Annotated in this window: 13 protein-coding genes; 5 read left to right on the top strand and 8 right to left on the bottom strand. The window is 68.8% G+C overall.

The window, feature by feature from the left end; genetic code table 11:
- The first annotated feature begins 7 nt into the window (after positions 1 to 7).
- Positions 8 to 1,594, top strand: a complete 1,587-nt coding sequence (locus BLP83_RS06040) for a peptide MFS transporter (protein WP_245679970.1) — start codon at positions 8 to 10, stop codon at positions 1,592 to 1,594.
- A 150-nt stretch (positions 1,595 to 1,744) separates the two neighbouring features.
- Here the strand turns inward: BLP83_RS06040 and lptG are convergent, their stop codons facing one another.
- Positions 1,745 to 2,842, bottom strand: coding sequence for an LPS export ABC transporter permease LptG (gene lptG, locus BLP83_RS06035; RefSeq protein ID WP_091240113.1), 1,098 nt, complete (start codon positions 2,840 to 2,842; stop codon positions 1,745 to 1,747).
- Positions 2,839 to 3,936, bottom strand: coding sequence for an LPS export ABC transporter permease LptF (lptF, locus tag BLP83_RS06030; RefSeq protein WP_176764032.1), 1,098 nt, complete (start codon positions 3,934 to 3,936; stop codon positions 2,839 to 2,841). The genes lptG and lptF overlap by 4 nt, the downstream gene beginning before the upstream one ends.
- A gap of 248 nt (positions 3,937 to 4,184) precedes the next feature.
- Between lptF and BLP83_RS06025 the strand changes: the two genes are divergently transcribed.
- Both BLP83_RS06025 and BLP83_RS06020 read left to right on the top strand, forming a co-directional pair.
- Positions 4,185 to 5,660: a leucyl aminopeptidase gene (locus BLP83_RS06025; protein WP_091240108.1), complete on the top strand. Its 1,476-nt coding sequence runs from the start codon at positions 4,185 to 4,187 to the stop codon at positions 5,658 to 5,660.
- A 243-nt stretch (positions 5,661 to 5,903) separates the two neighbouring features.
- Entirely contained in the window at positions 5,904 to 6,326 is a 423-nt protein-coding gene (locus BLP83_RS06020) for a DNA polymerase III subunit chi (protein WP_091240105.1), read from the top strand.
- A gap of 162 nt (positions 6,327 to 6,488) precedes the next feature.
- Here the strand turns inward: BLP83_RS06020 and BLP83_RS06015 are convergent, their stop codons facing one another.
- The 3 genes from BLP83_RS06015 to BLP83_RS06005 all read right to left on the bottom strand — a co-directional run bounded on the left by BLP83_RS06015 (position 6,489) and on the right by BLP83_RS06005 (position 9,443).
- Positions 6,489 to 6,953 (bottom strand): hypothetical protein, encoded by a 465-nt coding sequence (locus BLP83_RS06015; protein ID WP_091240103.1) that lies wholly within the window; start codon positions 6,951 to 6,953, stop codon positions 6,489 to 6,491.
- A 184-nt stretch (positions 6,954 to 7,137) separates the two neighbouring features.
- Entirely contained in the window at positions 7,138 to 7,782 is a 645-nt protein-coding gene (locus BLP83_RS06010) for a response regulator (protein WP_091240101.1), read from the bottom strand.
- A 2-nt stretch (positions 7,783 to 7,784) separates the two neighbouring features.
- A complete protein-coding gene (locus BLP83_RS06005; RefSeq protein WP_091240098.1) occupies positions 7,785 to 9,443 on the bottom strand; it encodes a sensor histidine kinase in 1,659 nt (552 codons plus the stop codon).
- A gap of 328 nt (positions 9,444 to 9,771) precedes the next feature.
- Between BLP83_RS06005 and BLP83_RS06000 the strand changes: the two genes are divergently transcribed.
- Together BLP83_RS06000 and BLP83_RS05995 are read left to right on the top strand one after the other, a co-directional pair.
- The gene (locus BLP83_RS06000; protein WP_091240096.1) at positions 9,772 to 10,905 is read left to right on the top strand and encodes a choice-of-anchor Q domain-containing protein; all 1,134 of its coding nucleotides are present in this window, start codon (positions 9,772 to 9,774) and stop codon (positions 10,903 to 10,905) included.
- Positions 10,906 to 11,356: 451 nt separating this feature from the next.
- The gene (locus tag BLP83_RS05995) at positions 11,357 to 14,179 is read left to right on the top strand and encodes a valine--tRNA ligase (protein WP_091240094.1); all 2,823 of its coding nucleotides are present in this window, start codon (positions 11,357 to 11,359) and stop codon (positions 14,177 to 14,179) included.
- 57 nt (positions 14,180 to 14,236) lie between these two features.
- On the opposite strand, the gene BLP83_RS05990 is transcribed toward BLP83_RS05995, so the two are convergent.
- From BLP83_RS05990 to BLP83_RS05980, 3 genes are all read right to left on the bottom strand, one after another.
- Positions 14,237 to 15,442 (bottom strand): GGDEF domain-containing protein, encoded by a 1,206-nt coding sequence (locus BLP83_RS05990; RefSeq protein ID WP_091240091.1) that lies wholly within the window; start codon positions 15,440 to 15,442, stop codon positions 14,237 to 14,239.
- Positions 15,443 to 15,511: 69 nt separating this feature from the next.
- Positions 15,512 to 16,186, bottom strand: coding sequence for a methyltransferase domain-containing protein (locus BLP83_RS05985; protein WP_218121202.1), 675 nt, complete (start codon positions 16,184 to 16,186; stop codon positions 15,512 to 15,514).
- Positions 16,183 to 18,552 carry a hypothetical protein gene (locus BLP83_RS05980; protein WP_091240088.1) on the bottom strand — a complete coding sequence of 790 codons (2,370 nt, stop codon included), beginning with the start codon at positions 18,550 to 18,552 and terminating at the stop codon, positions 16,183 to 16,185. The genes BLP83_RS05985 and BLP83_RS05980 overlap by 4 nt, the downstream gene beginning before the upstream one ends.
- Positions 18,553 to 18,673: the final 121 nt, after the last annotated feature.

Here is an 18,673-nt window from a genome sequence, read left to right as displayed (position 1 = left end):
CAAACGCGTGTCCCAAGCCATCCAGCCCGCGAACAGCGGGGAGCTGTTCGGCCATCCCAAAGGCCTGTACGTCTGCTTCCTCACCGAAATGTGGGAGCGCTTCGCCTTCTATGGCATGAAGGCCCTGCTGTTCCTCTACCTCACCAAGCACCACCTGTTCACTGACAGCAACGGCTACCTGCTGCTCGGCACCTACGCCGGCTTGGCCTATGCCCTGCCCCTGCTGGGCGGCATCCTCGCTGACCGCTATCTCGGCATGCGCAAGGCCGTGGTGTTCGGCGGCGTGCTGCTGGTGCTCGGGCAGCTCGGCATGGCCTATACCGGCAGCCAGGCCGGCGGCAGCGTCGGGGCCGCCCAGCAGGACCTGCTGGCGATCCAGGTGATGTATGCCTCGCTGGCCCTGATCGCGGTCGGCGTGGGATTCCTGAAACCCAACATCTCGACCATCGTCGGGCGTCTGTACGCCGACACCGACCCGCGCCGCGAGTCCGGCTTCACGATCTTCTACATGGGCATCAATGTCGGCGCCGCACTGTCCTCGATCGTGGTCGCCTGGATCGGCGAGACCATTGGCTGGGGCTACGGTTTCGCTCTGGCCGGCGTGATGATGGGCGTCGGACTGGTGCAGTTCGTGCTCGGCCAGAAGCATCTGCTGGGCCGCGCCGAACCGGCCGACCCTGCCTTCCTGCGCGCACCGGCCTTGGCCGGACTCTCACGCGAGTGGCTGATCTACCTGGCCGGGCTGGTGACCGTGGTGGTGGTCTGGCAGGTACTGCAGACCCGCCTCGACTTCAGCTGGCTGGGGGCTGTGTTCGAGGGCCACGAAGTCACTCTGACCGAAGTGGTCGCCGTGGTGATGGGCGCTGGTCTGTTCGTATGGTTCGGCTTTTTTCTGTTCTCCGGCGTCACCGCCGTCGAGCGCGGGCGGATGATCGTGCTGATGGTGCTGATCGTCATCAGTGCGCTGTTCTGGGGTCTGTACGAACAGAGCTATGGCCCGTGGGTGGCCTTCGCCGAGCGCGTCATGGACCGCAGCTTCCTCGGCATGGAGTGGACCGCCGGCCAGACCACCGCCATCGGCGCGATCTGCGTAATCGCCTTCAGCCCGGTCTTCGCCTGGCTGTGGCCGCGGCTCGACAAGGCGGGCCTCAATCCCAGCCTGCCGGCCAAGTTCGGCTGGGCTCTGGTGCTGGTGGGCGCAGCCATGGGCGTATTGCAGTGGTCGACGGCGGCGGCCGAAGGTGGCGCCCTGGTCGGCATGGGCTGGCTGATCGCCGCCTATGCGGTGATGGTGGCCGGCGAGATGCTGCTCTCGCCGATCGGCCTGTCGGCGGTGACCACCCTGTCGGTGCCGCGCGTGGTCGGCATGATGATGGGCGCGTGGTTCCTGTTCTCGGCCTTCGGCGAGATGATCGCCGGCCGCTTCGGTACCTGGGCCTCGATTGCGCCCGAGGCGGACGGCAGCTTCGATGTGGCCAAAGCGCTGACCACCTACGGCGAGTTTTTCGGCCAGATGATGTGGATTGGCGTGGCCGCGGGCGTGTTCATGCTGCTGCTGTCGCCGCTGCTCAATCGCCTGACCCGTCCGCGTTGAAACCGGCGCTTTGCGCGGGTCCGAACGGCGTTCGGACCCGCGCGGAGCCGCGCAAAGGACGGGCCGTGGAGTGGGCCAACGCTGACCCCCACCACGCAAGCTGCCGGCACTTCAACAGCAGGAAGGTCGCGATTTTTCAAGCCGGCGTATTCAGAACCGCCGGCGGAAGCGCCACCACGAAAGGCCGCCCAAGAGCAGCGGCGGCGCCAGGTTTGCCAACCAGATCGGCTGCCGGTAGACCTCGGCGAGGTTCACGCTCAGCCGCTGCAGCACGAAGTAACCGAGGCCAAAAGCGATGCCGAGGAACAGGCGCTTGCCGAAGCCGCCGGTACGCAGGCTGCCGAAAGCAAAGGGCATCACCGCCAGGCACAGCACCAGCGCGTTCAGCGGATAGAACACCCGCGCCCACCAGGCGGTGATGAAAGCGCCCGCATCGAGTTCGTTGCGCGTGAGGTAGTCGATGCTGTGGCCGAGGTCGCTGAGCGCCAGATAGCGCGGCCGGGTGATGCTGAAGTCGAGGATCTCGGGGCTCAACGCCGAGTTCCAGCGCTCGCGCGGCTTTTCCTCGACTTCGGCATGGCGCTCGAAGAAGCGCGTGCGGCGCACGTCGATCAGGTCCCAGCTGCTGCCGAGGTGCTCGGCGCGCGCGGCCAGCGCGATCGCCGACAGACGTCCCTCGGCATCGAACTCGAACAGGCGCACCTCCTCCAGCACGACCTTGGATAGGCTGCCCTCACCCTGCACCGAGCCGCGCCGCGCGTTGAGAAAGAGATCGCCCTCGCGCGCCCACAGGCCGGAGCCGCCGGCCAGCGAGACGTCCGTGGACTTGGCCCGCACCACCAGGGCTTGGGCCGCGCGGTCGCCCCAAGGGCCGAGGGTTTCGCCGGAGATCACCATCAGCCCGGTCAGCATCAGCACCAGGGCGCCCGCAGCGGCCGAGATGCGCCAGCGCGGCATGCCGGCAGCGCGTAGCGCAGTGAGTTCCGAAGTCGCGGCCAAACTGCCCAGGCCAAGCACGCTGCCGATCAGGGCGGCGGTGGGGAAGAGCTCGTAAGCGCGACGCGGCAGGGTCAGGGTGACGTACAGGAAGGCCGTATCAAGGGCGTAGTCGCCCTCGCCGATCTCGTCGAGCTCATTGATCAACGCCGACAGCGCATCGAAACCGACCAGCAGGCCCCAGGTCAGCAGCAGCGCGCCCAGCACTTGGCTCATCACCAGCCAGTCCGCGCGGTTGATCCAGCCCCTCATGCCGCCCCCCGGGCGCGCAGGCGCGGACGATTGGCGCGCGACTGCCGCCGCAACAGCCCGATGGCGATCACCGCCACAGCGGCATGCACCCACCACAGGCCGAGCCAGCCAGGCAGGGTGCCGTCCGCGATCAACGAGCGACCCACCGCGAGCATGTTCAGGTAGACCACGTAGCCAAGCAGGGCAATCAGCAGGCCACCGTAGCGCGCCGCCCGCGGCGGCGTGCGCGCCAGCGGCAGGGCCAGCAGCACCAGCAGAAGGGAAGCGATGGGCGCGGCCAGGCGCCAGTGCAGCTCGGCCTGGCTGGCCGGGTCCTCGGCCGCCAGCAGCACCGGCAGGCTGCGCTGAGACTCGGGGCGGCCGACCTCGGCGCGCTCGCTGTCGGGCACGCGGATGTCGTTGCGGGCAAAGCGCATCATCCGGAAATCGAGCGCATTCGGATCGCCCTCCACGCGGAAGCCGTCGGTGAGCGACAGGTAGCGCTCGTCGCCCTGCGCTTCGAGGAACAGTTCACCCGAACGCGCGGTGACCACGTCCAGCCGCCCCTCGCGCTCGCTGGCCACGAACAGGCGCCGGAACTCGCTGCCGTCCTCGCTCATGTCGGAAAGGTAGATCACCGCGCTGCGCCCCGGCAGCTCGACAAAGCGGCCGGGTTCGAGCCCGATCACCAGCAGGCTCTTGTTGGCCTCCTCGATCATCCGCGCGGCCGCTCGCTGCGCCAGCGGCGACAGCCACAGCGAAGCGAGGCCAACCATCAGCGCCACCGGCAGGGCCAGCGCGAGGATCGCGCGCTTCAGCTCGGCGATGCCAAGGCCGAGCGAGGCCAGCACCGCCATCTCGCTGTCGCGGTACAGGCGCCCCAGGCCCAGCATCACGCCGAGGAACAGAGCCAGCGGCAGCAGCAGGGGCAGGATGTCGACCGAGCGCAGGCCGACCTGCGAGAGCAGCAGGGCGGCAGGCACCTTGCCGCGCGCGATCTTGCCGAGCAGGTCGGCGAACAGGCCGCTGAAACTCACCATCAGCAGCACCAGGGTGGCAGCCACGAAGGCGCCCGTCAGCTCGCGCCAGACATAGCGGTCGATGCGCCGTATCACCTGCTCCGGCTCCAGCGGTGCGAGGCAAGGCCAGCGATGGGAGCGTGCATGGATTCCAAGGGCGTCGTTCGGAGGTCGCCGCGCGGTGGCCGCGACGGCGGTTCGTGAAGGCGGGGCAACAGTGGGCTCGAGGCGGACTGGTAGAATCGCGGGCTTTCCGCTTCCCGCCGACCCGCCGCCGCTGTCCAGCAGGCGGGCCAAGGACCGGGGCGCGGCAGTATCCACCGATCGCGATTTACAGGAAAGCCATGGCACTCAAGCTGAACCTCGTCCAGACCCATCCCGCCGAGGCGGATGTCGACACGCTCGTCCTCGGCGTCTTCGAGGATGCCGGCCTGAGCGCCCCGGCCAAGGCCGTGGACGAGCGCAGCGGCGGCCAACTGTCCGCCTGGCTGTCGGCGGGCGACATCAGCGGCAAGCTGGGCCGCAGTACGCTGCTGCGCGGGGTCGCCGGCAGCCGCGCCAGTCGCGTGCTCTGCGTGGGCCTCGGTGAGACCGGAAAGTTCGACGCCGGTCGCTACCAGAAGGTGGTTGGCGATGCCGTCAAGTCGCTGTCCGGCAGTCCGGCCCGGCATGTCCTGTTAACGCTTTCCGCGCTGGCCGTGGTCGGCCGCGATACGGCCTGGAACCTGCGCCAGGCGGCCGTCATCGGCGACCATGCCTGCTATCGCTACACCGCCACCAAGAAGCCGGCCAGCGATGCCGGTGTGGACACCCTGAGCCTGCTGGGCGACAGCGCGCACGCGGCCGAGCTGGACCGCGCGCAGGCCATCGCCGAAGGCGTGCGTCTGTGCCGCGAGCTGGGCAACCTGCCCCCCAACATCTGCACGCCGGCCTACCTCGCCGATACCGCGCGCGGCATCGCCTCCAGCCACGACAAGGTCAGCGTCGAAGTGCTCGAGCGCGAGCAGATGCAGGCGCTGGGCATGGGCAGTCTGCTGGGCGTGGCCGCCGGTTCCGGCAATCCGCCGCGGCTGATCGTGCTGAAGTACGCCGGCGGCCCCAACGATCAACGCCCCTACGCGCTGGTCGGCAAGGCCATCACCTTCGACACCGGCGGCATCAGCCTGAAGCCCGGCCCCGGCATGGAGGAGATGAAGTTCGACATGTGCGGCGGCGCGTCCGTCATCGGCACTTTCCTCGCCGTTGCCAAGCTCGGGCTGAACATCAACCTGGTCGCGGTGGTGCCTGCCGTCGAGAACATGCCCGACGCCCACGCCTACCGGCCCTCCGACGTGCTGACCTCGATGTCGGGCAAGACCATCGAAGTGCTGAACACCGATGCCGAGGGCCGACTGATCCTCTGCGATGCGCTGACCTACGCGCAGAAGTACGAGCCGCAGGCCCTGATCGACGTGGCCACGCTGACCGGCGCCTGCGTGATCGCGCTCGGCAAGTTCCCGCACGGCCTGATGACCAAACACGACGATCTGGCGAACGAGCTGCTGGCCGCCGGCGAGCAGGTCCACGACCGCGCCTGGCGCCTGCCGCTGTGGGACGACTACCAGCCCCTGCTCGACTCGGGCTTTGCAGACATGGCCAATATCGGCGGCAAGTGGGCCGGCGCGATCACCGCCGGCTGCTTCCTCGCCCGCTTCACCGAAGGCCAGCGCTGGGCCCACCTCGACATCGCCGGCACCGCCTGGGATGAAGGACGCAAGGGCCTCGCCACGGGGCGGCCCGTGCCGCTGCTGGTGGAGTGGCTGAGCTCGAAGGCGTCTTGACGCCTTCGAGCGGGGATTCGGGATTGGGGATTCGGGATTCGTTGGGACGCGGATCGCTGGATTCGAGGCATGGCTGCGGGTTAAGCGCGCAGACAAGGACTGGCCGTTGCGGTCAGCGTGTTTGCTGCTGACAAGCGAGTGCCGGGCGCTCTGCGCCCGGCGCAATCCAGCGAATCCCGAATCCCAACTCCCGAATCCCGGCCTCTCAACGAATCCCGAATCCCCAATCCCGGCTCTTAAAAGATGCGCGCCGACTTCTACCTGATCGCCAAACCGCGCTTCCTTGAGGAGCCGCTGAAGCTCGTCTGCGAGCTCACCAAGCGCGGCTATGGCGCCGGCCAGCCGATGCTGATCCTTGCGCGCAGCGAGGAGCAGGCCGAAGAGATCGACCAGCTGCTGTGGGAATTCGACGACGAGGCCTACATCCCGCACCAGGTGGCGGGCATGGACGAGGACGACGACATCACCCCGGTGCTGATCGTGCCACCGGGCGTCGATACGCCCTCGCGGCCGCTGGTGCTGAACCTGCGCGATGAAGTGGCCCCGCCGCCCTTCGAGCGCGTGCTCGAAGTCGTGCCCGCCGACCCGACCGCGCGCGAGCCGCTGCGCGCGCGCTGGAGCCAGTACAAGGCGCTGGGCTACGCGCTCAACAAGCACGACATGTAGCTTGAGAGCCGGGACTGCGGATTCGTCAAAGCCCTCTGCCGTCTGGATCCGGATCGGCGAAGGATGCCGCGGCTCCACCCCGCGAAGGGTGCATCCCGATGCGCCGCCTGCCTCGTGCTGTCGGCGGCGCAGCATCCAAGTCAGGCCCCACGATGCCGCGCCCTAACCGGTGATGACGTACTCGCGGGCAGCGTCCACGCGCCGCGACTTCAGCGGATGACAGGGCTCGAAACAGATTGGACAGCGATCTTCGCCGGCACAGGCGCGCGTGTGCTGCCAGCGTGCGCCGCAGGCGCAGGCGTACTGGCTTTCAATCGCGCAGTGGGTGCTCAAGCGCGGCGGCGCGACGACCGAGGCATGCTCGCGCAGCGCTCGCTGCAAGCCGCTTCGCACCGCCTCGCTGGTCAGCAGGTTCCAGTCGACGGTTGGCAGCAGTGCTTGCAGCCGCTCGGGCGAGATCTGGACGGCCTCGCACGGATAGGTCGAACCCTCGGCCACCAGCTGTAAGAGACACACCAGAGGGCGCTCGCCGTCGGACATCGGCCGGCCGAGGTCCATCGCCTCAAGGGCCGGAAAGAACGCCGTGCAGGCGCCGAGGCTGGTCAGGACAATCACTCGCAGCTGCATGGGTCGACTCCCGGTGATGATGGCTGGATCCGCAGGCTTGCCCTGCGGGTGCATCACCAGTCTTCGTCTCCCGCGCCGCAGCGGGAACTGCATGGGGTGAGGCATCGCTCCTGTCGAAAGTGAGGATCGATACCCCCCCGACTACCCGTGTCGGGTTGCGCAGGCGCGGCGGATCGGGCTCGCTTCAGGCCTGCGGCTTCAGCTTGCTGTAGGCCAGCGCCGCCTGCGTGCGATCGTCGACCCCCAGCTTCTCCAGCACCGTGCTGACGTAGCCCTTGACCGTACCCTCGGTCAGGCCCAGATGGGTGGCGATGCGGCGGTTGTTCATGCCCTGTCCGATCAGCTCGAGCACGCTGCGCTCGCGCGGGGTCAGGCCGGCCAACGGATCCTCGGGCGCTGGTCTACGCATCAACTCCAGCAGCTGACGCTGCATGCTCTCGTTGAGCCAGGGCCGGCCTTGCGCCACCGAATGCACGGCGCTCAGCAGGTCATGGCGCGCGGCATCCTTGAGCAGATAGCCCATCGCACCCGCCTGCAGAGTTGCGCGAAGCGCTTCATCCTCACCGAAGCTGGTGAACACGATGACATTGCACTGCGGCAGCTGCTGCTTGAGCCGCGCAATGGTTTCGGCGGCCGAGAGACCGGGCATCATCAGATCCATCATCACCACATCGGGCCGCACCGATTCGAGCAGGCGCAGGGCCTCGTCTCCGGAGCCGGCTTCCGCCACCACTTCGCAGCCACTGGCGCCCAGAAACACCGCACGCAGGCCCTCGCGGACCACGGCGTGGTCATCCACCAGCATCAGCCGAACCGCGCTCTCGCTCATTGCTACCCCAGTATTCGATCCTTGCGCGGCAGCCGCGCCCACACCTCCAGCCCGCGGGACTGGTCCGAGCGCAGCTCAAGCTGCCCCCCCAGGCGCGCGAGCCGTTCCTTCATGCTCTTCAGCCCGATGCCCGCGCGCATGTTGATCGGCAGACCGCCGCCATCGTCGCAGACGCGCAGCCAGGCGTGCTCGGCATCAACCCGCGCTTCAACCACGATCTCGTCCGCACCGGAGTGCCGGATCGCGTTGGAGACCGCCTCCTGGCACACCCGGTACAGCGTCTCCTCATGCGCGAGGTCCTGGGTGAGGTACTGATCGAAGTGATAGCGGCGCGCAAGGCCGGGCGGAATCATCGCCTCCAGCAGGCGCGCCAGCCCCGGTACCAGACCGGCGTGACGCATGCTCTCGATGCCCGTGCGCAGACACACCGAACTCGAATCACCGCGTGCCGATGCCTCGGGCTCGAGTTCACGCAGCAGCGCACGCATCTCGCCGAACGCGGTCTGCGCCAGCTCGGCCAGCCGTGCTGCCGCGGCCTCGCCTTCCGATGGGCTGCGGCGCCAAGCCGAGGGCAGCGCCTGCGAAAGCAGGCTGACGCTGGACAGGATCTGGGTCACCGAGTCATGCAGCTCTCGACGCAGGCGCAGGCGCTCCTGCCACACCGCGGCCTCGCGGTTCTGCTGGTGCAGCCGCGCGTTCTGGATCGCCACGCCCAGGTGGTCGGCGATGATTTCGAGCGTGAGCTGATCCAGATCGTCGAAGGGGTGCTCGCCCTCGACATTGACCACTCCCAGCACCTCGCCGGCGGCCATGATCGGCACTGCCAGTTCGGCCAGCGCGCCCCTGGTGTTCGGTGGGCGCACGTAGCGGGGATCGTCGTAGACGTTGTCGATCCGCAGCGCGCGGCGCTCCCGCACCGCCGAGCCCATCACGCCCTGGTGGATCGACAGCCGGTCAATGCCCGAAATCGCGCGCTTGTAGCCACCGCCGCGCACTTCGACCACCAGGACGTTGGGGTCTTCGGTGTCGAGCATGGGAATGTCGACATTCGGGTACTCGAGCACCTCGTGAATGGCGTCGGCAGTCTGTTGCAGCATCGACCCGAGCTCCGAGCCGGCATTGATGCAGCGCGCGACCCGCGCGATCAGGGCGAAGCGTGCAGTGCGTCGCCGCGCCTGTTCGTAGCGGCGCGCGTTGGTGATAGCGATGCCGGCATGTCGGGCGAAGGTGCCCAGCATCTCCAGCGCGTCGTCTGGGAGCCGCCGCTCCGCTTCGGCGCCGATGCCGAACACGCCGACCAGCTGCCCGTTCCACAGAATCGGCATGCCGATGACCTGGTTGTCCGCCAGCTCCGGCAGGGTGATGCCGGGCAAGTCGCCATAGCGCGAGACCACCGGCTGCCCGGTCAGCAGGACCTGCCCGGACAGCCCTACCCCGCGCGCCATCTCCGAGCCCAGCTCGCGATGCGGCATGCGATATACCGCCGCCGTGCGGATCACGCCTTTTCGCAAGTCGTGCAGACCGATGGTGCCGTCGTCGGCCCCGATCAGCCGGCAGGCCAGTTCGACGAGACGCGAGAGCAGCGGCTCCAGCTGCAGCTCACCGCTCATCTCCTCGATGAAGCGGTTGAGCTGGGCCTGCGGGGATTCGGACAGCTTCATCGTGTTCAGGCCGCGCGCGGCCGACGACGCCGGCTTCGCAGCGCAGCCCGGGACGACGCGGTCGCGAAGACCCGAGGTTCGGATGTCACCTGGCTGGCCATACGCGCCCGCAGGACTGGATGGGCCTGCAGTCTAGCCTGCCCGGCCGACTGCACCGACTGCGTGCGCCGTGCGCGGGTGGGAGCTTGAGTCATGCACGACATGGAGCCCCCGTAGCTCACGCTCGCACCACCCACTTTGGTCAGTGTCGACAACCCACTGCGCTCAGTTCTGGCAGGGCCTGCACCACGACTACCGTGCATCGCCTTCCAAACGCACGGACTCCGACATGTTGAACCCTCGCCTCACTGATCACGCGCTGCGACCCTGCCTGCTTGCCGCTGCCATCGCCCTTGCCGCGGACGCCGCCGCAACGCCGACGCCGCTGGGCTGCGTCAACACCGCGATTGTCAGCACGGCCAACGACAGCGGCGCAGGTTCGCTGCGCAATGCCGTGTCCAGCGTCTGCGCGAAGGGCACCATCGAGTTCGCCCAGCGTTTCGTGATCCAGCTGGCGAGCGAGATCGTAATCGACCAGGCGCTCACGATTGACGGCAGCCGTGTCGCCAGCGCATCGGCAGGCACAGGCAACGCGCTGGTGCAGCTTCGCGGTGGCGCGGATCACCGGATCTTCCGCATCACCCAGACTGGAAACCTCAGCCTGGTCAGGCTGCGGCTCAGCAATGGCAATGTCCCCGGTACCGGCGGCGCGGCCAGCAATTCCGGCGAGCTCAGGGTCTTTGAATGCCGCATGGACAACAACTCCGCGGCCAGCGGCAACCTCGGCGGCGGCGCAATCTTCAGCGACGTCGGTTCCACCCTGAGGATCGAAGGCAGCACCTTCGACGGCAACAGCGCCACCCGGGGCGCAGCGGTCTTCAACGTCGGCGAGGCAGAGCTGCTCAACAGCAGCTTCAGCGGCAATCGCGGCATCACCAATGAGGGCGCCATCCAGAATCGCGGGATTCTGGTGGCCAACCACATCACCGTGACCGACAACGGCCGCATCGACAGCACGCCGACCGCGGGCGGCCTGTTCGCCTTCAATGCCGACACCACCATCATCAACAGCATCCTCGCCGGCAACCGCGGGCCGGACTGCTTCATCAGCGGCGGCGTCGTCGACACGGTCGCGACGCTGGCGCAGGACACGCGCAGTTGCACGGCCCAGCTGACATCGGCCCCTGAGCTTCAGCCACTGGCCGGAAACGGCGGCGTCACCCGGACCCACGGCCTGTCGGCGACCAGCCCGGCCCTGGGCGCGGGCGATCGCGACTTCTGCCTTCCACGGGATCAGCGCGGGTTTGTGCGACCGGACGACGATCGCTGCGATCTCGGCGCGCTGGAGCGGGGCGGATTCGACCCCGACCAGATTTTCAACAGCGGCTTTGAAAGCCAGTCACCGCCACCTGCAGTGGACTGACGACTCGATTGCCTCGCCGCAATGCTCACCAGGCCGTCCGATCAGGCGCTCCGGAGCGAAGGATGTCCATGGACGCGGGCTGACGACCGGCTTCCCGGGCCCGGATCGCGCCAACAGGCTGGCACCGCTTCAGCCCGCTGGCGGTGACCTGGGCCTGCAGTTCTTTTTGGAACCTGGATCCGAACCCGCACCGGCTCAGGCGGCCCGACTGAAGTGTCCGTGGAGCCCAGCGGAAAACTGCGTTTGACTCGCGGCTTCATCTGCTCGCGGGCGGTGAGTCGAGCCCCGTCCCAGGACAGCCGGCGATCGTGCTGGCTTCGGACGAATCCCGAATCCCGGCCCCACAGCGCTTCCGGCTCCCGCCCCCCTCCCCTACAATTGGCGCCCATTTCCCTTCTCCGGAGCGGGCGCCGCGCGCAGGTTTGCGCTGCCGGCCCCATCGAACGCGCGCATGGACAAGAGCTTCAACCCGCAGGATTTCGAATCGAGCTGGTACGCACGCTGGGAACAGAGCGGCTGCTTCAAGCCGAGCGGCACCGGCCCCGCCTACAGCATCCTGCTGCCGCCGCCGAACGTCACCGGCACCCTGCACATGGGCCACGCGTTCCAGCACACCCTGATGGACACGCTGGTGCGCTACCACCGCATGCGCGGCTACGACACCCTGTGGCAGATGGGCACCGACCACGCCGGCATCGCCACCGAGATGGTGGTCAGCCGCAATCTTGCGCTTGAGGGCCGTGGCGAAACCCGCGACAGCCTGGGCCGCGACGGTTTCATCGAGCGCGTGTGGGCTTGGAAGCAGGAGTCGGGCGACACCATCGAGCGGCAGATGCGGCGCATGGGCACCTCCGGCGACTGGTCGCGCAGCGTGTTCACCATGGACCCGATGCCGTCGAAGGCGGTGATCGAGTGCTTCGTGAAGCTCTACGAGCAGGGCCTGATCTACCGCGGCAAGAAGCTGGTCAACTGGGATCCGGTGTTGAAGACCGCGATCTCCGATCTGGAGGTGGTCAGCGAGGAAGAGGAAGGCCGGCTGTGGTCGATCCGCTACCCGCTGGCGGACGGCGTGCGCTACGAGCACGTCGAAGTGGATGCCGAGGGCGTCGAAACCCTGCGCGAGACCCGCGACTACCTGGTCGTCGCCACCACCCGCCCCGAGACCATGCTCGGCGACACCGCGGTGATGGTGCATCCGGAAGACGCGCGCTACGCGAGCCTGATCGGCAAGTCGGTGCGCCTGCCGCTGTCGAACCGCGAGATCCCGATCATCGCGGATGCCTATGTCGACAAGGCGTTTGGCACCGGCTGCGTCAAGGTCACGCCGGCGCATGACTTCAATGACTATGCGGTGGGCCAGCGCCACGGCCTGCCGATGATCAACATCCTCACTGATGAGGCCGCGATCAACGACAACGGGCCTGAGAAGTACCGCGGCCTCGATCGCTTCGCTGCGCGCAAGGCGGTGCTGGCCGACCTCGAAGCCGAGGGCTGGCTGCTGGAGGAGAAGAAGCACAAGTTGATGGTGCCCCGAGGCGACCGCACCGGCCAGGTGATCGAGCCCTACCTCACCGACCAGTGGTTCGTGCGCATGGACGTCATGGGCAAGCGCGGGCTGCAGTTGGTCGAGAACGGAACCATCGAGTTCGTGCCGCCGAACTGGATCAACACCTACCGTCACTGGATGGAGAACATCCAGGACTGGTGCATCAGCCGTCAGCTCTGGTGGGGGCACCGCATTCCGGCCTGGTATGGCGAGGACGGTTCGATCCATGTCGGCCGCGATGAGGACGAAGCCCGTGCCGCAGCCGCCAAAGCGGGCTACAGCGGTCCGCTGCGCCAGGACAGCGACGTGCTGGAAACCTGGTTCAGCTCGGCACTCTGGCCCTTCTCCACCCAGGGCTGGCCGGATGAATCCGCCATGGCCGAGCGCGGCTTCGAGCGCTACCTGCCGTCCTCGGTGCTGGTGACGGGCTTCGACATCATTTTCTTCTGGGTCGCCCGGATGGTGATGATGACCGACCACTTCACCGGCCAGATTCCGTTCAAGCACGTCTACATCACTGGCCTGGTGCGCGATGCGCAGGGCCAGAAGATGTCGAAGTCGAAGGGCAATGTGCTCGACCCCATCGATCTCATTGACGGCATCAGCGCCGACGCTCTCGTCGCCAAGCGCACCTCGGGGCTGATGAAGCCGCAGGACGCGCCGAAGATCGAGAAGGCGACGCGCAAGGAGTTCCCGGAGGGCATTCCCGCCTTCGGTGCGGATGCATTGCGCTTCACCTTCGCCAGCCTCGCCACCCACGGCCGCGACATCAAGTTCGATCTGAACCGCTGCGAGGGCTACAAGAATTTCTGCAACAAGCTGTGGAACGCCGCGCGCTTTACGCTGATGAACGTGGGCGAGGCGAGCTTCAGCGGCGAGCCCACGCCGCGCACCGACGCCGAGCGCTGGATCCTGGCGCGGCTCGATCGCATGGTCGCCGAGGTGCACGCGCAGTTCGCCGGCTACCGCTTCGATCTGGCCTCGCAGGCCATGTACGAGTTCGCCTGGAACGAGTTCTGCGACTGGTTCGTCGAGCTGGCCAAGCCGGCGCTCAATGGCGAGGACGCTGACGCCGCCCGCAGCACCCGCCACACCCTGCTGCACGTGCTGGAAACCCTGCTGCGCGCCCTGCACCCGTTGATCCCGTTCGTGACGGAGGAAATCTGGCAGCACGTGGCGCCCAGGCTGGGCCGCGGCGCCGACAGCATCAGCCGCGTCAGCTACCCCGAAGCGGGCACCGGCAGCGACTACGCGCAGTCCGAGGCCGACATCGAGTGGCTGAAGCGCGTGGTCAGTGCCCTGCGCCAGATCCGCAGCGAACTGCAGCTCTCGCCCGGCAAACCCGTACCCCTGCTGCTGGCCGGTGGCGATGCCGCGGACCGTTCGCGCTTTGAACGCTTCGGCCGGCAGATCGGCTTTCTCTGCAAGCTGGAGTCCCAGAGCTGGCTGGCCAGCGAAGCGGACGCACCGGCCGCCGCACCGGCCGTACTCGGCGAGCTGACCCTGCTGATCCCGCTCGAAGGTCTGGTCGATCTCGACGCCGAGCGCGCGCGTCTCGACAAGGAGATCAAGCGTCTGCAGGGCGAGATCGCGAAGTGCGAGGGCAAGCTCGGCAACGCCAACTTCGTCGCCAATGCGCCGGCCGAGGTGGTGGCGCAGGAGCGCCAGCGCATCGCCGATTTCAGCACCCAACTGAAGGGCCTCACCGCCCAGCGCGCGCGGCTGTAATCCCCCTCTGCCCGGACATCGCTGGCGCTGGGTGGCGCCAGCGGTGTGCACGCGTGTTCAGCCTGTCGCGAGATCGGCAGCCGCAGGGAAGGGCGAAGCCACGGTGTCGTCGGCCAGCGTATCGACCACCCGATCGCGGCCCTGCGCCTTGGCCGCAGACAGAAACCGATCGGCGGCCTCCATCAGCAGCTCCGGCGTGCCCTCGCCCGCCAGCGAGGAGACCACACCGATCGACACGCTGATCGGGTAGTGCTCGCCCTCGATCAGCACGGGCGCCTCGGCGATACGGCGGCGGATACGCTCGGCGACCTCGCGCGCGGCCTCGCCCTCGCAGCCCGGCAGCAGCACACCGAACTCCTCGCCGCCCAGCCGGGCAAGGCTGTCCTCGGGACGCAAGGCGGCATGGAGGCGGCGACAGACCTCGACCAGCACGCGATCGCCGGCGGCGTGACCCGCCGCGTCGTTGATGCGCTTGAAATGGTCGATATCCAGCATCAGCAGGGCCAGCGGCGTGTGGTGGCGACGCGCACCCGCCAGCGCCCGATGCACGGCGTCGACAAAAGCGCGGCGATTCGGCACGCCGGTCAGGCCATCGCTGAGGCTGCTGGTCAGCAGACGATGGCCAAGACGCTCGCCGCAGGCCAGCACGAAGGCGAAGGAGCCCAGCACCGGCCCGATCGAACTCAAGACGAACAGCCAGGCCCGCGGCGTGCTGGTGAAGCCCGCGGGCGCGCCCGAGCGCAGGCTCGAGAACAGCAGACCGAGGCGCAACAGCGCGACGACGGCGAGCAGCGACAGCACCGCGACCAGCAGCCAGCGCCCGACCGGGTGCGGCAGCTCAGGGATCTTGAGCGCTTGCCAGGCACCGCCCAGATACAGCGCAGCGAACAGGCTGGACGTCATCAGCACGCCGAGCGGATGGGCCTCGACCTGCAGCAGGCCCAGACCGGCCGCGCCGATCAGCACATAGGGCCAGCGCAGCCGGCGGGTCTCGCCGCGGTACAGGCGCAGCGCGTGCAGCCACTCGGCGATGCCGAGGCCCGCAAGCACGGTGAACACCGCGGTGAGCGCCTGTGTCTCCCAGCCGATGAAGAACAGCAGGTCGCTGGCGACCACCAGCGCCGTGCCCAGCAGCCAGGCGCGCTGGCTGCCGCCGAATTCACTGGCAGGGCGCAGCAGGGCCGGCGTCAGGCAGGCCAGGCTGAACAGGCCGAGGACGACCGGGGCCAGCGACAGCGACTGCAGGTGGTAATACGCGTCCATGGCGGACTCCAGCGCGATACGGGGGCACGCTCTGGACCGGCGAAGCAACTTGTGTGCCGACGCCCGCCTTCAGTGCGGCGGAGCGCGCATCAGCGCCACGTTCGGCGCCGGGCTCTCGAAGTCGAGCGCCAGCCAGTCGGCGATCCAGTGCAGCGTGCGCTCGCGGTAGAAGGCCACGTGGGTCGGATCGTGCACGTAGCGCCACTGTTCGAAGGCGTAGCCCTCGCGGCGCCATTGGGTCATCAGCGCGAGCCAGCCGCCCGGCGCCAGCAGCCCGCGCAGGCGAAGCAGTTCGGCGTGCGGATCGCTGAAGTGCTCGGCCACCTCGGTGCAACAGACGAAGTCGTAGCGCGCTTGCAGGCGCTCGGGATGGTCGGCGAACAGCGGGTCGTAGCCGACGCAGTCGAATCCGCGCTCGCGCAGCATCGCCACCAGCGCAGGACCCGGCCCGCAGCCGTAGTCGAGCCCGCGCGCGCCGGGCGCCAGCCGCGCGCAAAGCGGAGCGGCGAGGCAGTCGAGAAAGCCGCGGTAGCCGGGATCGTCGATCGCGTTGTGGTGCAGGGCGTATTCGGCCTGCGCGCGTTCGGGGCTGGGCCAATCGGCAGGGCGCATGAAGGACAGGCCGCAGGCGCCGCACTCGGCGTAGGCCCGGCCACGCACTGCCGGCAAGGCGACAGCAGAGGCGTGGTGGCACAGCGGGCAGCGCGCCTCGGGCCAGGGCGGTGGCCTCATCCTCAGGTTCATGCCGAAGCGCGCGCCGCCCGCCGCGCCAGCGCTCGCCAGTCGCAGGCTTCGATCTGCTCGGGAGGCACGCGCAGCCCGCCCGCCTCGACCAGCTCAACCCGCGCGTAACGCGCCAGCAGCGACTCCAGCACCAGCACCCCGCTGCGTCGCGGCGTGCCCGTCGTCCACCACGGGTGCTCGCACCATTCGTAGCGCGCGCTGCCGCCGTGGAAGCCAAGGAAGAAAGGCATGCCCGGCAGCGCGGCGTGGCCGGCTTCGTCAGCGCGCGGCCGGTGCAGCACTTCGTTCTCGGTGTCGAGCAGCCAGGGCGTCCAGGTCCGCAGCTGCGGATCGGGCGCATGCACCAGCAGCAGCCAGCGGCCGTCGGCCGACCAGACCATCGCCGGGCTCAGCCCGGCGCAGGCCAGACCGCCGCGGGTGCAGGCGAGCGCGCCGAAGCGGGCGTCCTGCGGCCGCGGCCCGGCATCGTCATAGCGCCCGCGCGCTCCCTCCAGGTAGACCCACTGCCCCATCGGCCCGGGATAGACGAGATCGAAAGCCGCCAGCGGCGAGGGGGGAATCCGCACCTGCACGGAGCGCGGCAACGGGCCTTGGATCGCATCACCGCCGACAGAAACCGCATAACGCTCGCAGCCCAGGCGCAGCCACTGGCCACGGCGCGCCCGCAGAAAGGCCGCACCGCGCGCCGCCTCGGGCTGGCCACCGATCAGCGCCCCGCCCGGCGCCTGCACGCGGCCGAGCACCAGACGCACCTGCAGCACGCCGCCCACCATGGCGATCGGCCGCAGCTCGAAGCCCTGCACGCGCCCCGACAGCAGGGCGCGGCTGGCGCAATCGACCACGATGCAGGTCTCGGCCACGCCGCCTTCGGGCACGGCCGGCTGCAGCACCAGGTGGCGTCCATCGTCACTCCAGACGTGCAGCAGCGACAGCGGGCTGAAGGGCAGCACCTCGCCGTCGAGACGACAGCGCCAGCAGCCCTCGGCCTGGCGCTGGAACAGGGCGACATGTCCGCCCGGGCCGAGACTCTCCACCTCGGCACGCCCCTCGCTGTCGGCGAGGTCATCGAGGGGCAGCCAAAGCAACCATTCGCCGGGCGGCTCGAACTCGCGCACGCTCGCGGCCCCATCCGGCTGCGGGGAGACCCAGACCAGGCTGCCGCCGACGCGCTGCCCCGCTTCGAGGGTGCTGGCATCCCAGGGCTGCGGATAGCTCGATGCCGGCAGCGCCTGCTTCAGCTCGATGCCCACGCGCCGTGCATCCAGCGCGCGCACGCGGCCCAGGCTGAGTGCGGGGTGTCCGTGCTTCACGTCCCAGCGCAGGGCCAGACGGCGCGGCGGTCGGCCGTCCTCGTACAGCCAGGCGCCGCTGCCGTCGTCCGGCACGAGCAGCAGGGCCTGGCCATCGGCCCGCCACACTGCGCTGTCAGGACCGGCGACGGAGAAGGGCAGCACCGTGCGGTCGAACTGCACCTCGTAGCGCGGCTGCAGCGCGTAGGCCAGCGGCTGCAGGGCCTCGGCCACGCGCGTGGAGGCGCGCTGGGCAACGAAAGCGAGACGCGGGCGGCCCTGCGGGTCGGGAATCTCGATACGCTCCGGCGCCGCGCGCAGCAGCTCCGCTGCGCTCAGCCACAGGCCGAAGCGGAGCTGCAGCGGCTCGTCCTGATCGGCGAGCGGGCGCCACTGCTCGATCGATTTGGGCCAGCGCTCGGAGGCCTCGATCTGGGCCCAGAGCGACGCGCCATCCGACCAGTACAGCCGCCGCGCAGCCTGTCGATCGAGCGCGACCACGCCGCCGTTGCGCAGGCTGCGCACCACCAGCCAGCGACCGTCACGCGAGACATGCAGACTCTGGTCGCGCCCTTCCAGCACATGGCCGTCCTCGAACACCCAGGTGCAGCCCTGCGGCTGTGAGGATCTGGGCTTGGCGCCCGGCACCATGCGGAAGCGCAGGCCGCTGCCCGGCAGGCGCGACCACACGTGGCCGCCGGGACCATTCAGCGCGTGCTCGCTGGTGAAGGGATAGCGGGCCGCGAGCTCGGCCCTGGGCCCCAGCATCCAGCGGAACACCCGGGCGTGCAGCAGCACGCCGAGCAGCAGCATGCCCAGCGCGAGCGGCAACGCCAGCCAAGGGCCGACCACCGGCCAGGCCCAGAACGCGAGGCTGACGGCCAGAGACAGCGGCATCAAGCCGGAAAGGGCCCGCGGGAAGTGTGGAGCACGGCCCCGGCCGCGGCGTTCAATGGCGAAACTGAGCGCGAAGGCCCCCAGGGCACCCAGCCAGACCAGCACCACCAGCCAAGGTGGAAGAAACGCCACACCGATGCACAGCAGCACGGCCAAGAGCGTTTCCAGCAGTGCGGGCATGCAGGGACTTGAGGGAGCAGGGTCGAGGTCGCGATTCTAGCGGTCGCCCTCGAAAAAGTGTGATGCTGAGCGCATTCCACTCACACACCCCAGGACACGCGCCCCGGGCGCAACCGCGTTT

The organism is Aquimonas voraii, assembly GCF_900101825.1.
GTDB classification, from domain to species: Bacteria; Pseudomonadota; Gammaproteobacteria; order Xanthomonadales; family Xanthomonadaceae; genus Aquimonas; species Aquimonas voraii.
The sequence above is the reverse complement of the archived record's forward strand: the minus strand, read 5'-3'. Positions and strand labels throughout refer to the sequence as shown.

Bases quoted from the DNA above. Each gene is read 5' to 3' on its own strand.
- lptG (WP_091240113.1), bottom strand. From the start codon at position 2,842: ATGAGGGGCTGGATCAACCGCGCGGACTGGCTGGTGATGAGCCAAGTG.
- BLP83_RS06025 (WP_091240108.1), top strand. From the start codon at position 4,185: ATGGCACTCAAGCTGAACCTCGTCCAGACCCATCCCGCCGAGGCGGAT.
- BLP83_RS06020 (WP_091240105.1), top strand. From the start codon at position 5,904: ATGCGCGCCGACTTCTACCTGATCGCCAAACCGCGCTTCCTTGAGGAG.
- BLP83_RS06015 (WP_091240103.1), bottom strand. From the start codon at position 6,953: ATGCAGCTGCGAGTGATTGTCCTGACCAGCCTCGGCGCCTGCACGGCG.
- BLP83_RS06010 (WP_091240101.1), bottom strand. From the start codon at position 7,782: ATGAGCGAGAGCGCGGTTCGGCTGATGCTGGTGGATGACCACGCCGTG.
- BLP83_RS06005 (WP_091240098.1), bottom strand. From the start codon at position 9,443: ATGAAGCTGTCCGAATCCCCGCAGGCCCAGCTCAACCGCTTCATCGAG.
- BLP83_RS06000 (WP_091240096.1), top strand. From the start codon at position 9,772: ATGTTGAACCCTCGCCTCACTGATCACGCGCTGCGACCCTGCCTGCTT.
- BLP83_RS05995 (WP_091240094.1), top strand. From the start codon at position 11,357: ATGGACAAGAGCTTCAACCCGCAGGATTTCGAATCGAGCTGGTACGCA.
- BLP83_RS05990 (WP_091240091.1), bottom strand. From the start codon at position 15,442: ATGGACGCGTATTACCACCTGCAGTCGCTGTCGCTGGCCCCGGTCGTC.
- BLP83_RS05985 (WP_218121202.1), bottom strand. From the start codon at position 16,186: ATGAACCTGAGGATGAGGCCACCGCCCTGGCCCGAGGCGCGCTGCCCG.
- BLP83_RS05980 (WP_091240088.1), bottom strand. From the start codon at position 18,552: ATGCCCGCACTGCTGGAAACGCTCTTGGCCGTGCTGCTGTGCATCGGT.